The organism is Streptomyces tendae (assembly GCF_008632955.1).
GTDB lineage: Bacteria > Actinomycetota > Actinomycetes > Streptomycetales > Streptomycetaceae > Streptomyces.
Genome location: NZ_CP043959.1, coordinates 5,074,167 through 5,087,609, shown reverse-complemented (window position 1 = coordinate 5,087,609; position 13,443 = coordinate 5,074,167). Strand labels below are relative to the sequence as shown.

General features: G+C 72.1%; 13 protein-coding genes. 6 read left to right on the top strand and 7 right to left on the bottom strand.

What is annotated here, in order from left to right; all coding sequences use genetic code 11:
• Positions 1–346: 346 nt before the first annotated feature.
• Entirely contained in the window at positions 347–1,837 is a 1,491-nt protein-coding gene (locus F3L20_RS23440) for a glutamate synthase subunit beta (protein WP_150156037.1), read from the bottom strand.
• 166 nt (positions 1,838–2,003) lie between these two features.
• Positions 2,004–2,486, bottom strand: a complete 483-nt coding sequence (locus F3L20_RS23435) for a DUF1772 domain-containing protein (protein WP_150156036.1) — start codon at positions 2,484–2,486, stop codon at positions 2,004–2,006.
• A gap of 223 nt (positions 2,487–2,709) precedes the next feature.
• Here F3L20_RS23435 and F3L20_RS23430 point away from each other — a divergent pair, with 223 nt between their 5' ends.
• Together F3L20_RS23430 and F3L20_RS23425 are read left to right on the top strand one after the other, a co-directional pair.
• Positions 2,710–3,342 (top strand): uridine kinase, encoded by a 633-nt coding sequence (locus tag F3L20_RS23430; protein WP_150156035.1) that lies wholly within the window; start codon positions 2,710–2,712, stop codon positions 3,340–3,342.
• Positions 3,343–3,514: 172 nt separating this feature from the next.
• Positions 3,515–3,943, top strand: coding sequence for a CBS domain-containing protein (locus tag F3L20_RS23425; RefSeq protein ID WP_145825202.1), 429 nt, complete (start codon positions 3,515–3,517; stop codon positions 3,941–3,943).
• A gap of 34 nt (positions 3,944–3,977) precedes the next feature.
• Here F3L20_RS23425 and F3L20_RS23420 read toward each other — a convergent pair whose 3' ends face one another.
• The 3 genes from F3L20_RS23420 to F3L20_RS23410 form a co-directional block, all read right to left on the bottom strand.
• Positions 3,978–5,096 (bottom strand): magnesium and cobalt transport protein CorA, encoded by a 1,119-nt coding sequence (locus F3L20_RS23420; protein WP_150156034.1) that lies wholly within the window; start codon positions 5,094–5,096, stop codon positions 3,978–3,980.
• A gap of 291 nt (positions 5,097–5,387) precedes the next feature.
• On the bottom strand, positions 5,388–6,320 hold the full coding sequence (locus F3L20_RS23415; RefSeq protein WP_150157474.1) for a carbohydrate kinase family protein: 933 nt from the start codon (positions 6,318–6,320) through the stop codon (positions 5,388–5,390).
• Positions 6,302–7,213, bottom strand: coding sequence for a pseudouridine-5'-phosphate glycosidase (locus F3L20_RS23410; RefSeq protein WP_150156033.1), 912 nt, complete (start codon positions 7,211–7,213; stop codon positions 6,302–6,304). Before F3L20_RS23410 ends, F3L20_RS23415 begins: the two co-directional genes overlap by 19 nt.
• A gap of 99 nt (positions 7,214–7,312) precedes the next feature.
• Between F3L20_RS23410 and F3L20_RS23405 the strand changes: the two genes are divergently transcribed.
• Positions 7,313–7,741 carry a VOC family protein gene (locus F3L20_RS23405; protein WP_150156032.1) on the top strand — a complete coding sequence of 143 codons (429 nt, stop codon included), beginning with the start codon at positions 7,313–7,315 and terminating at the stop codon, positions 7,739–7,741.
• A 119-nt stretch (positions 7,742–7,860) separates the two neighbouring features.
• On the opposite strand, the gene F3L20_RS23400 is transcribed toward F3L20_RS23405, so the two are convergent.
• A complete protein-coding gene (locus F3L20_RS23400; protein WP_150156031.1) occupies positions 7,861–8,415 on the bottom strand; it encodes a methylated-DNA--[protein]-cysteine S-methyltransferase in 555 nt (184 codons plus the stop codon).
• Positions 8,416–8,480: 65 nt separating this feature from the next.
• Positions 8,481–9,356, bottom strand: a complete 876-nt coding sequence (locus F3L20_RS23395) for a glycerophosphodiester phosphodiesterase (protein WP_150156030.1) — start codon at positions 9,354–9,356, stop codon at positions 8,481–8,483.
• Between the two features lie 279 nt (positions 9,357–9,635).
• On the opposite strand from F3L20_RS23395, the gene F3L20_RS23390 reads away from it, so the two are divergent.
• The 3 genes from F3L20_RS23390 to F3L20_RS23380 all read left to right on the top strand — a co-directional run bounded on the left by F3L20_RS23390 (position 9,636) and on the right by F3L20_RS23380 (position 13,399).
• Positions 9,636–10,499 carry an MHYT domain-containing protein gene (locus tag F3L20_RS23390; protein ID WP_150156029.1) on the top strand — a complete coding sequence of 288 codons (864 nt, stop codon included), beginning with the start codon at positions 9,636–9,638 and terminating at the stop codon, positions 10,497–10,499.
• Positions 10,500–10,539: 40 nt separating this feature from the next.
• On the top strand, positions 10,540–12,687 hold the full coding sequence (gene uvrB / locus F3L20_RS23385; protein WP_150156028.1) for an excinuclease ABC subunit UvrB: 2,148 nt from the start codon (positions 10,540–10,542) through the stop codon (positions 12,685–12,687).
• A 133-nt stretch (positions 12,688–12,820) separates the two neighbouring features.
• Positions 12,821–13,399 (top strand): TerD family protein, encoded by a 579-nt coding sequence (locus tag F3L20_RS23380; RefSeq protein WP_150156027.1) that lies wholly within the window; start codon positions 12,821–12,823, stop codon positions 13,397–13,399.
• Positions 13,400–13,443: the final 44 nt, after the last annotated feature.

Below are 13,443 nucleotides of genomic sequence, written 5' to 3'. Positions count from 1 at the left end.
ACCCGCCCCTGGACGCCCGGTTCGTACCGGGGGTCCAGGGGCGGCGGCGTGTGTGCCGATGCCGGCCGGGTTGGCTGCCTAGGGGGAGGGGCGGGGGCGGCGGGTTCCGGCCACGGGGTGGGGGGCGGGCGTTCGTCGTGGGCGGGCGCGGAGTCAGGCTTCGGCAACCAGCCGGGCGGTTCGGTCGGTCATCGGCTCGGGCAGGGGAGTCGGATCGTCACCCGCCGGGGCGCCTAGCCCCGTGAGCCACAGGCTGTCGTCTGCCGGGGCGTACGAGCGCGTCAGGGCGTCGTCTGCCGGGGCGTACGAGCGCGTCAGGGCGTCATCGGCCGGTCGTAGGGGTTAGTCAGGCCGTCATCGGCCGGTCGTACGGGCCGATCGGTGCCGGCAGGCGGGATGTGCCGCCCGTCAGGTAGCCGTCCACCGCAGCCGCCACGGCCCGGCCCTCCGCGATGGCCCACACGATCAGCGACTGCCCCCGGGCGGCGTCCCCCGCCGCGAAGACCCCCGGCACGTTCGTGGCGAAGTCCGCCCCGCGCGCCACGGTGCCGCGGGGCTCCAGCTTCACACCGAGCTGGGCGGTCAGCCCGTCACGCTGATCGGGCCCGGAGAAACCGAGCGCGAGCAGCACCATGTCGGCGGGCAGCACCCGCTCCGTGCCCGGCACCGGCCGACGCCCCGCGTCCACCTCCACCAGACGCAGCGCGCTCACGCGCCCCTCCCCGTCCCCTTCGAAGCGCAGCGTCGACGCCGCGAACAGCCGCGCGTCCGCATCCGCCGCCGGTGCCGTCCCCAGCGCACCCGCCTCCTCGTGCGCCGCCGACAGCCGGTACAGCTTCGGATAGGTCGGCCAGGGCTCGGCCTCCTCGTCGCGTTCGGCGCCCGGCCGGTGGTAGATGTCGAGCTGGGTGACCGACGCGGCCCGCTCCCGCACCGCCGTGCCCAGACAATCGGCGCCCGTGTCGCCGCCCCCGACGATGACGACGTGCCGGCCCTCCGCGGACAGCGGCGACGTCTCCAGGTCCCCTTCGCGCACCCGGTTGGCCAGCGGCAGGTACTCCATGGCCTGGTGGATCCCCGCGAGCTCACGTCCCGGTACCGGAAGCTCCCGCCACGCCGTCGCCCCCGTGGCGATCACCAGCGCGTCGTAACGGCTCCGCAGCTCCGCCGCGTCCACGTCCCGGCCGACCGTGGTGGAGGTACGGAACTTCGTGCCCTCGGCCCGCATCTGCTCCACCCGCCGCTCCAGATGGTGCTTCTCCATCTTGAACTCGGGGATGCCGTAGCGCATCAGTCCACCGATCCGGTCGTCCCGCTCGTACACGGCGACCGTGTGCCCGGCCCGGGTCAGCTGCTGGGCCGCGGCCAGCCCGGTGGGGCCCGAGCCGATGACCGCGACCGTACGGCCGGAGAGCCGGTCCGGCGGGGCCGGTGCCGCGAAACCCTCCTCCCAGGCCCGGTCGGCGATCGCGCACTCGACGTTCTTGATCGTGACCGCCGGCTGGTTGATGGCGAGCACACAGCCCGCCTCGCACGGAGCCGGACACAGCCTCCCCGTGAACTCGGGGAAGTTGTTGGTGGCGTGCAGACGCTCCGCCGCCGCCCGCCAGTCCTCCCGCGACACCAGGTCGTTCCACTCCGGGATGAGATTGCCCAGCGGGCAGGCCTCGTGGCAGAACGGCACACCGCAGTCCATGCACCGGTCCGCCTGCGTGCTGATGATCGGCAGCAGCCCTCCGGGGACGTACACCTCGTCCCAGTCGCGGACCCGTTCCTCCACGGGCCGGCGCGGCCAGTCCTGGCGGGGCGTGGTGAGGAAACCCTTGGGATCGGCCATGGCCGTGTTCCTTGCGTGGGCGGGTGACAGGCCGTGCGTCGTCGGGCGGCACTGCTGCGAACACGATACGTCCGCCCACCCCCTCCCGCAGCGCGCCCGACGGCGTCCGCACGGGACCCTGCCTGCCCCTGCCGCGCAGGTGGGACCTGGTGCGGGCGTCGGTACGTCAACCGGTGAGGGCGAGGAGGTACGCCAGCGCCGCACCGGCGGAGGCCAGGGCGCGGACGTGGTTCCACCGGGTCCACCCGCGCACGTACACCGGCCAGTACGCGGCGGCCTCCGCGCTGTCCGCCTCCAGCCGGGCCAGCCGGTCGTTGCGGGGTATGTGCGCCACCACGGTCAGCCCGAACGACCCGCACAGGTACAGGGCACCGCCCACCAGCGACGCGACCGCCCCCTCGTCCGGCCACACCACGCACGTCACCGCCGTCAGCACCGCGCACAGCACCGTCGAGCCGAGGAACACCAGCATGAACGGCGCTCGCACCGCCGCCACGTTGATCGCCTGCATCGCGGCCACGCCCCGCGCCGGCGGCACCGCCGCGAGCCCTCGCATCACGAACGTCGAGAACGCGCAGAACACCCCGGCCACCACCCCGGTCCCGAGCACACCCAGCATCGTCAGCACCAGATACGGCCCGTCGCCCATGTGCCGTCACCCCCGCCGTCCCTGGCACCGGGACTCCCTCCCGGTCGCCGTCACCACCAGTCAACGCGCCCCGCACACTGCGGGCCATGGCCGAGCGGCGCACGGCCATGCGCGATCGTCCACGCTCCGCGTTCGCAGGTAGGCACCGCGGGTGCCGCAGGTGCCGGGCTCGGGCTCTCCCGGCGCTTCGAACGCCACCGGGGACGTGACGCATCATGGCCCTGTGCGACTCGAAGCGATCACCTGGGACCGGCTCGTCGACCTGCTCGCCGAGCGCCTGCTGGAGCTCGAGACGGCCGACGGCGCCCCCTGGCCCCGCGTCGCCCTCGACGGTGCCCCGGCCGCCCGCCCGGGCGACCTCGCCGAACGCCTCGCCGAGGCACTGCGCGCGGGGGGCCGCCCCAGCCTGGTCGTGGGCACGGACGGCTTCCTGCGCCCCGCCTCGGTCCGGCTCGAATACGGCCACCAGGACCTGGAGTCCTACTACGGCGGCTGGTACGACACCGGCGCCCTGTGGCGTGAGGTGTTCGACCCGCTCGGGCCCGGCGGCAGCGGGCGGGTGCTGCCCGACCTCTGGGACCCGGCCACCGACCGCGCCACCCGCAGCCCTTACGTCCAACTGCCACCCGGTGGCGTGCTGTTGCTGCACGGACCGCTTCTGCTGCGTCACTGGTTCCCCTTCGATCTGAGTGTCCACCTCCTCCTCTCAACCGGTGCGCTGCGCCGCCGCACCCCCGAGGCCGAGCACTGGACGCTCCCCGCCTTCGAGCGCTACGAGGAGGAGACCGACCCGGCCGCCACGGCCGACGTGCTGGTGCGGGCCGACGACCCCCGCCGTCCGGCCTGGCGCGGCTGAGACCGCGCGGGCCCCGCTCCCGGACCTGGGACGCCGGTCGCGCACCTGGGGCGCGGGCCACGAAGCCTGTGCTGCGGGTGCCGTCCGCCGACGACCCGGCGACAATGAAGGGCGTCGGGACTCGCGGCGCGCCCCCGCGCCGCGCCGGCCGTCCGGCACCGGGAGGTACCTCATGACCACCGCCGGAGACATCATGCACCGCGGCGCCCAGTGGATCCCCGCGCACGAAACCCTCGACCGCGCGGCACAGTTGATGCGCGAGCTGAACGTCGGCGCGCTGCCCATCAGCGACGAGAACGAGCGGCTCTGCGGCATCCTCACCGACCGCGACATCGTCGTCGGCTGCGTCGCCATGGGCCACGACCCCGCCCGGGTCACCGCGGGCGAGATGGCCAAGGGCACGCCACGCTGGATCGCGTCCGACGCCGACATCGACGACGTGCTCAACGAGATGCGGACCCACCAGATCCGCCGCCTGCCCGTCATCGACGACAAGCGCCTCGTCGGCATGATCAGCGAGGCCGACCTGGCCCAGCACCTGACGGACGAGCAGATCGCCGCCTTCGTCGAGAGCGTCTACGCCCGGTCCGCCTCGGGCTGACCCCGCCGCCCGCCGGCGGCGTGGCCGGCGGATGTCACAGCCAGCCGCTGCGCCGGAACGCCCGGTGGAGCAGCACGCACGCCACGGATATCACCGCGATGACCATGCCGTAGCCGTACCGCCAGTGCAGCTCCGGCATGTGGTCGAAGTTCATGCCGTACATGCCGCACACCATGGTGGGCACCGCGACGATCGCCGCCCAGGCGGTGATCTTCCGCATGTCCTCGTTCTGGGCGACCGTGACCCGCGCCAGATGGGCCTGGAGGATCGAGTTGATCAACTCGTCGAACGCCGCTATCTGTTCCGTCGCCCGCTGCAGATGGTCGGCGACGTCGCGGAAGTACGCCTGTATGTCCGGGGCGATCACCCGGCTCGGCCGGGTGGCCAGCTCCTCAAGCGGCCTGCCGAGCGGCACCACCGCCCGCTTCAGCTCCAGCAGTTCGCGCTTGAGCTGGTAGATGCGGCCCGGATCGACCCGGGCGCCGTGCTCCGCGAACACATCCGTCTCGACCCGGTCCATGTCCTCCTGGACTGAATCGGTCACGCTCAGATAGTCGTCGACCACTTGGTCCGCGATGGCGTGCAGCACCGTGGACGGTCCCTGGCCCAGCCTCCCGGGATCGGATTCCAGCCCTTCGCGCAGCGGTCCCAGCGAGCCGTGCCGCCCGTGGCGCACGGTCACCACGAAGTCGGGGCCGACGAAGACCATGATCTCGCCGGTGTCCACCACCTCGCTGTTCGCGGTCAGTTCCTCGTGTTCGACGTAGCAGACCGTCTTGAACACGGCGAACAGCGTCTCGCCGTACCGCTCCAGCTTGGGCCGCTGGTGGGCCTCGACGGCGTCCTCCACCGCCAGCGGGTGCAGGTCGAACAGCTCGGCGATGCCGGCGAACTCCCGGCTCGTCGGCTCGTGCAGCCCCAGCCAGACGAACCCTTCCCCGCTCTCACGGACCCACGTGACGGCGTCGGCCGCCTCCCCGGGCACGGAGACGCGGTGACCGTCCCGGTAGGTCACGCAGTTGACCACCGAGGAGCCCAGTGGGGACCGGGCGGGGTGGCTCAGATCGACCCGGGGACGGCGGCGCGCCAGCCCGCGCAGCCTGCCGACCCGGCCCAGACCCCTGACCTTCCGCAGATTCCCTGCCATCGACATTCGGTCCCCCTCGCGTGATCCCCCGTGCCGACCTGCTCGTCGGCCCTGCCGCGCCAGTCTGCCAGCCACCGGCCGACCTCGTCCGGGCCTGTGGAAACGTCAACTTCCGCTTGGTTCCCGCCTGTGGACAGCAGGGCGGCGCACCCCTCGTCGACCGGCGCGGCCGGTGCCGCGCATGCCGTCGAGGGGCGCCGCGCAGGCCGACGGCCGGTCCCGAAGCGGCGGTCGGTCGTGGGCCGAGAGCCGGACGATCCCGTACCGCCCCGCTGCTCAGCGCGTACTTCTGCCCGCTCAGCCGCGGGCCGGCGGCCGTGCTCCGGTCCGCTCCACCGCCCGAGCTCCCGCCCGGCACCCCTCCTCGGCCGCCTTCTCGGGCATCGCGCCCGCGAGCAGGGCCGCGAGGAAGGCTCCCGTGAAGGCGTCTCCGGCACCGGTGGTGTCCCGGGGCGTCACCGGCACGGCCGGCACACGGGCCCACACCTCGCCGGACCGCGCCAGCAGCGCACCCTCCGCGCCCTGCTTGACCACCACCAAGGGGATCCGCCGGCTCAGCCGCGCCGCCGCGTCCGCCACGTCGGAGCGACCCGTCAGCAGGCACGCCTCGTCCCGGCTGGGCAGCAGCACTTCCACGCCCTCCACCAGCGACAGGAAACGGTCCGGACCCAGCCGGGCGAGGAACCCGGCCGACGCCGGGTCCGTACTCACCGGAATCCCGCGCGCCGCTGCCGCCTTCAGCGCCACCGCCACAAGGGCCCGGCTGCTGTCGCCGAACAGCAGGTAACCCGACAGATGCAGCCGCGCCACCCCGTCCAGCAGCATGTCCGACCAGTCCTCGGGGCCGAGCCGCAGCGACGCTCCACTGTCCGTGAGGAAGGTCCGCTCGGCCTCCGCCTGCCCGTCGACCAGGCAGACGACCGTCCCCGTCGGCACCTCGTCGTCCACGACCAGCCGCGGGCGCACGCCGCAGGCGATCAACTCCCGTTCGTGCCACGCCGCCGCGTCCGAGCCCACCCGTCCCAGCAGGCGCACCTCGCAGCCACCCCGGTGCGCGGCCCAGCAGGCCACGTTCGCGCCCGCCCCACCAGGCACCGTGCGGATCACGGCCGCGGTGTCCGTGCCCGCGGCGAGGGAGCCCGGGTGCCGCGCGACCACGTCCGTGATCACGTCCCCGACGACCAGCAACGCCCCGTCCCGCGCCCTTCCGGTCACGCCGCGGCGGCCCAGGCCGCCGCCACCCGGGCCGCCAGCCGCACATTGCCCCGCACCGCCGCCAGATTGGCCTCCAGGGAGGCGCCGTCGGTGTGCCGCACCAGGTGGTCCAGCAGGAACGGGGTGATTCCCTGGCCGGTGACCCCGGCCTCCTCGCACGCCCGCAGCGCCTCGTCGAGCACCCGCGCGTGCACCCCGGGATCCAGCTGCTCGTCCTCCGGCACCGGGTTGGCCACGATCAGCGCAGATTCCGGCCCGCCCACCGCGTCCTGCGCCCGCATGACCCGGGCCACCTGCTCCGGGCTGTCCAGCCGCCAGTCCACGGGATGTCCCGAGTCCGACAGGTAGAAGCCGGGGAAGCGGTCCGTCCCGTACCCGGCGACCGCCACTCCCAGGGTCTCCAGCCGCTGCAGGGTCGCCGGCACGTCCAGGATCGACTTCACCCCCGCGCACACCACGGTGATCCGGGTGCGTGCCAGCAGCCCCAGGTCGGCCGACTCGTCCTGGGTGACGGTCCACTCCCGGTGCACACCCCCGAGCCCGCCGGTGGCGAACACCCGGACCCCCGCGAGCGCCGCGAGGAGCGCGGTCGCCGACACCGTCGTCGCCCCGCTCGCCCCCGCGGCCACCGCGAGCGGCAGATCACGGTGGCCCAGCTTGCGGATGCCGTCCTCGTTCGCGACCCGCTCCAGCTGCTCCTTGTCCAGGCCGACCCGCGGCTTCCCGTCCAGCACGGCGATCGTCGCCGGAACCGCGCCCTCCCGTCGCACCAAGGCCTCCAGCTCCCGTGCCACCAGGAGATTGCGCGGCCGGGGGAGTCCGTGGGCGATGATCGTGGACTCCAGGGCCACCACCGGCCGACCCGCCGCGAGCGCCTCCCGTACCTCTTCCGACACCATGAGCACCACGCGCTGCCTCCCGTCTGCCGCCTCTCCCTCCATCTCTGGCGAGCGCCACACCGGGCCAAACCCTTGCGGCCCGTCACAGGGGTCACGGAGGCTGGAACCATGACGCACCAAGAAACCCGGCTCGACCATGTCGTCCTGTGGGTGAGCGATCCCGTCGCCGCCGCGCACTTCTACGAGAAAGCCGTGGGTCTGGAGCCGGTCAGGCTCGCCGACTTCTCGGCGGGCGAAGCGCCCTTCCCCTCGGTACGCGTCAACCGGGAGACGATCCTCGACCTCATGCCGCGGTCCAAGGCGAACCGCATGTCGATGCTCCCCGGCGCCGCCGAGAGTTCCGGCCACCCCGTCAACCACGTCTGCCTGTCCCTGACCGCGGCCGCCTTCGACACGCTTCTGGACCGCCTGCGGGAGCAGTCCGTGCCGGTGTCGGACGTCTCGCACGACTCCTTCGGGGCGCGTGGCCCGGCCAAGCGCAGCTTCTACTTCCGCGACCCGGACGGCAACGTCTTCGAGGCCCGGCACTACGACTGAAACGCGCCGCGACGACGCAGGCACGCCGGGAACGGCCACGCGCGCTGACGACCGACGAGGACCGACGGCAGGCGGGGCGGGTGACAGCGCCCGCCGGCCTCGCGCTCGTCGCGCCGCCGTCAGAACAGCGGCTCGGGCAGCACACCCTCCAGGGCGAGCAGCCGCCTCTTCGCCTCCAGCCCGCCCCCGAAACCGCCGATGCCGCCCCCGCTCTCCACGACCCGATGGCAGGGCACCACCACCGGCAGCGGATTGGCGCCCATGGCCATGCCCACGGCCTGCGCGGCGCCGGGCTGACCGACCCGCCCCGCCAGATCGCCGTACCCCACCACCGTGCCGAACGGCACCCCCCTGGCCAGCTCCCGCAGCACCTCGCGGTTGAAGCCCGAGATCAGCGACCAGTCCAGTGGCAGCTCGAACGAGTCCCGCTCACCCGCGAAGTAGGCGCGGAACTGGCGTATCGCCTCGGCCAGCAGCGGAGAGCCGGGTTCCTCCACGGGTTCGCAGCCGAGGCGGGAGGCCAGCCGCTCCACAGCCCTGTCGCGGACCTTGCCGGTTGCGTGGAACACGACGTTGACCAGGCCCTCGCGGGTCGCGGCCAGCAGCAGCGGGCCGACGCCGCTGTCCACGACGGCCCACACGACCCGCGGCTCGTACCGCCCATCGCTGTCCATGAGCCCCACCGTACGGCCCGCCACCGACAACACCCCGGGGCCGGGCAGGGCTCAGGGCCGGAGACTCAGCCCTCCACCGCGTCGCGCACCACGTCGGGACGGTTGGTGATGATCCCGTCCACCCCGAACCCGGCCACCCGCCGGGCGGCGGCCGCGTCGTTCACCGTCCAGGTGAACGTCTCCAGCCGCTTGCCGTGCGCGCCCTCGAAGCCGTGCACCGCGCTGACGTAGGCGGCGGTGAGGGAGCTGTGCGACGGGTTGATCTGGTCGGCGAAGGCCGCGTACACGGGCAGGTCGGCGACCGGCGGCGTCCCGAGGAAGCCGGTCTTCACCTCGGGCTTCAGCTCGTGGACCGTACGCACGCTGTCCGTGCTGAAGCTCTGCACGATCAGCCGCTGCTGCACGTGCGCGCGGTCGAGCCACCCCTCGTTGTCGAGGACCTTGAGGATGTCCCGCTCGATGCCGGGGTACAGCTCCGGATTCTTGATCTCCAGCAGCAGTTTCTGCCGGTGCTGGTCGACCCGGTGCACGAACTGCTCCAGTGTCGGCACGCGCGCGCCCGCGTACGCGGGGTCGAACCAGCCGCCGGCGTCCAGGCGGGCGATCTCGGCGGCCGTGAAGTCCTTCACCTTCCACGGCGCCCGGTCGGGGAAGACCTCCTCGACGTCGGTGGTGCGCTGCAGGCTGTCGTCGTGGACGACGACGAGCTCACCGTCCTTGGTGCGCTGGACGTCGTTCTCCACCCACGCGGTGCCCAGGGCGGCCGCCTTGTCGACGGCCGCCAGCGTGTTCTCCGGGGCGTACCCGGAGGCGCCACGGTGGGCGACGACGACCGGAGCGGTGGCGGTGCCGTCGGCGGCCCGGGCGGGGGAGAGCGGGAGGAGGAAGGCGGTGGTTCCCAGGAGCGCGGTGGTCGATGCGGCGACAGCACGGGCGTGCATGCGGACTCCTCGCGTCGAACGGTCACGGTCAGAACCACTGTGACAGCAGAGGGTCAACACGAGACGGCCGCGGAATGGCCACGGACCGAACGCCGGCGGCCCGCCCCCGCACACCGGTGCCACACACCTGGGGCAAGGACGTGTTTCTTTGCCGGATAGTCGTTCGACCATTCCGGTGGGGGTCATACTCTCTGCGACACCCTGGCCGCCGCTGCGGTCCTGGGAGGGGGCGCACAACGGGTCAACGCGGGACGTACAGGGCGGGAAGGGTAGCCGCGCATGCAAGGCACGGTCGACGGATTCAGTTACGGCATGGTCACACCCTTGGTGGCCTATCTCATGGCCTGCCTCGGCGGAGCGCTCGGGTTGCGCTGCACCACCCGGGCCGGGCTGGCGCCCCGCTCCTGGCGCCCCGGCTGGCTCGCCCTCGGCGCGGCGTCCATCGGCGCGGGCATCTGGACGATGCACTTCATCGCGATGATGGGCTTCACTGTCGAGGGCACGCCGATCCGCTACGACCGCGCGATGACCTTCGCGAGCCTGGCCGTCGCCGTCGTCATGGTGGGCGTCGGCATCTTCATCGTCGGCTACAAGGGCGCCACCGGGACGGCCCTGTTCACCGGGGGGACCGTCACCGGTCTCGGCATGGCCTCCATGCACTACCTCGGCATGGCCTCCATGAGCCTCGACGGACAGCTGGAGTACAACACCCTCACCGTCGCCGCCTCCGTGGCCGTCGCCATGGCCGCCGCCAGCGCCGCCCTGTGGGCTGCCGGCCAGGCCAGGGGCTTCCTGTGGAGTGTGGGCGCGAGCCTGGTCATGGGCCTCGCGGTCACCGGAATGCACTATCTCGGCATGGCCGCCGTCGACGTCCACGTGCACGGCACGGTCGCGCCCGACACCGGAGATTCCGCGGCCGCGCTGCTCGGCCCCATGATGATCGGCCCGCTCGCCGTCCTCGTCCTGGCGGGCGTCGTGGTGGTCTTCGACCCGCTGGTGGTCATGGGCCGGCCCGCGGCGCCCGCCACCGACCCCCGCCCCGGCATACCCGCCCACTCCCCGGCCCACCACCCCTCACCGCGCGCCCGGCTGAGCGCCCGCGGCCCCGTGGAACACCGCTCCCGCACCCCCCAGCGACGCTGACCCGGACCCGTTGTCAGTGAGGGGTCGTACCGTGGATGGCATGCGGCCCGTTTCCAAGATCGAACGCACGGTGGCGCCCTTCGAGGTCGTCAGCCCCTACCAGCCCAACGGCGACCAGCCCGCGGCCATCGCCGAGCTCGCCCGGCGCATCGAGGCGGGCGAGCAGGACGTCGTCCTGCTCGGCGCCACCGGCACCGGCAAGTCCGCCACCACCGCGTGGATGATCGAGAAGCTCCAGCGCCCCACCCTGGTCATGGCGCCGAACAAGACCCTGGCCGCCCAGCTGGCCAACGAGTTCCGCGAGCTGCTGCCGAACAACGCGGTCGAGTACTTCGTCTCGTACTACGACTACTACCAGCCCGAGGCGTACGTCCCTCAGTCGGACACCTACATCGAGAAGGACTCCTCGATCAACGAGGAAGTCGAGCGGCTGCGGCACTCGGCGACCAACTCGCTGCTCACCCGCCGCGACGTCGTCGTGGTCGCCTCCGTCTCCTGCATCTACGGCCTGGGCACACCGCAGGAGTACGTGGACCGCATGGTGCCCCTCCGCGTCGGCGACGAGTTCGACCGCGACGAGCTGCTGCGCCGCTTCGTGGACATCCAGTACACGCGCAACGACATGGCCTTCACCCGCGGCACCTTCCGCGTCCGGGGCGACACCATCGAGATCTTCCCGGTCTACGAGGAGCTCGCCGTCCGCATCGAGATGTTCGGCGACGAGATCGAGGCGCTGTCCACGCTGCACCCGCTCACCGGCGAGATCATCAGCGACGACCAGCAGCTCTACGTCTTCCCCGCCTCCCACTACGTCGCCGGCCCCGAGCGTCTGGAGCGCGCGGTCAACGACATCGAGAAGGAGCTCGTCGAGCGCCTCACGGAGCTGGAGAAGCAGGGCAAGCTGCTGGAGGCCCAGCGGCTGCGCATGCGGACCACCTACGACATCGAGATGCTCCGCCAGATCGGCTCCTGCTCCGGCGTGGAGAACTACTCGATGCACTTCGACGGCCGCTCCCCGGGCTCCCCGCCCAACACCCTGCTGGACTACTTCCCGGACGACTTCCTGCTCGTCATCGACGAGTCGCACGTCACCGTGCCGCAGATCGGCGCCATGTACGAGGGCGACGCCTCCCGCAAGCGCACCCTCGTCGACCACGGCTTCCGGCTGCCCTCCGCCCTGGACAACCGCCCGCTGAAGTGGGAGGAATTCCAGGAGCGCGTCGGTCAGACCGTCTACCTGTCGGCCACCCCCGGGCAGTACGAGCTCTCCCGCTCCGACGGCTTCGTCGAGCAGATCATCCGCCCGACCGGGCTCGTCGACCCCGAGGTCGTCGTCAAGCCCACCGAGGGCCAGATCGACGACCTGGTCCACGAGATCCGCACCCGCGTGGAGAAGGACGAGCGCGTCCTGGTCACCACGCTCACCAAGAAGATGGCCGAGGACCTCACGGACTACTTCCTCGAGCTCGGCATCCAGGTGCGCTACCTGCACAGCGACGTCGACACCCTGCGCCGCGTGGAACTGCTGCGGGAACTGCGCAGCGGCGAGTACGACGTCCTCGTCGGCATCAACCTGCTGCGCGAGGGGCTCGACCTGCCCGAGGTCTCCCTGGTGGCGATCCTAGACGCCGACAAGGAAGGTTTCCTGCGGTCCGGCACCTCCCTCATCCAGACCATCGGCCGCGCGGCGCGCAACGTCTCCGGCCAGGTCCACATGTACGCCGACAAGATCACGCCGGCGATGGAGAGGGCCATCGAGGAGACCAACCGCCGCCGGGAGAAGCAGATCGCCTACAACCAGGCGAACGGCATCGACCCGCAGCCCCTGCGCAAGAAGATCAACGACATCGTCGCGCAGATCGCCCGCGAGGACATCGACACCGAGCAGCTGCTCGGCTCGGGCTACCGCCAGGCCAAGAAGGACGGCGGCGGCACCAAGGCACCCGTGCCGGCCCTCGGCAAGGCGGCCAAGGGCGCGAAGAACGCCAAGGGTGCCAAGGCCAAGGCCGCCGAGACCGTGCCCACCGACCGTCCCGCCGCCGAACTCGCCGGGCAGATCGAGGAACTCACCACACGGATGCGGGCCGCCGCTGCCGACCTGCAGTTCGAGATCGCGGCACGGCTGCGCGACGAGGTGTCGGAGATGAAGAAGGAACTGCGGCAGATGCAGGAGGCGGGTCTGTCCTGACGTCCACCGGAATGTGTTGCAAGACCGACACAAAGTGCGGACCGGGGTACGTCACTGTCAGTGCATCTGCGTAGGGTTCTCGGCAACCGCGGTCTTCGCGGCAACAGGGGACGTTCGAGAGGGGAATCAGCGCGTGACCGTCAACATGACCAAGGGTCAGGCCATCAGTCTGCAGAAGAACGACGGCGGCAGCCTGACCGCGGTGCGCATGGGTCTCGGCTGGCAGGCGGCTCCCCGTCGCGGCCTGTTCGGCTCGCGCACCCGGGAGATCGACCTGGACGCCTCCGCCGTCCTGTTCGCCGACAAGCAGCCGGTCGACGTCGTCTTCTTCCGTCACCTGGTGAGCGACGACGGCTCCGTGCGTCACACCGGTGACAACCTCGTCGGCGGTGTCGGCCAGGGCGGCGACGACGAGGCCATCCTCGTGGACCTGTCGCGCGTCCCGGTCCACATCGACCAGATCGTCTTCACCGTGAACTCCTTCACGGGCCAGACGTTCCAGGAGGTGCAGAACGCCTTCTGCCGCCTGGTCGACGAGACCAACGGCCAGGAGCTCGCCCGCTACACGCTCGCGGGCGGTGGCGCCTTCACCGCCCAGATCATGGCCAAGGTGCACCGCGTCGGACCGGGCTGGTCGATGACGGCCCTCGGCAACCCGGCCAACGGCCGCACCTTCCAGGACCTGATGCCGGCCATCCTGCCGGTCCTCTAGGCACCCGGAGGTGAACCGGCCCCCGCCCGGGGCCGGTTCGCGGC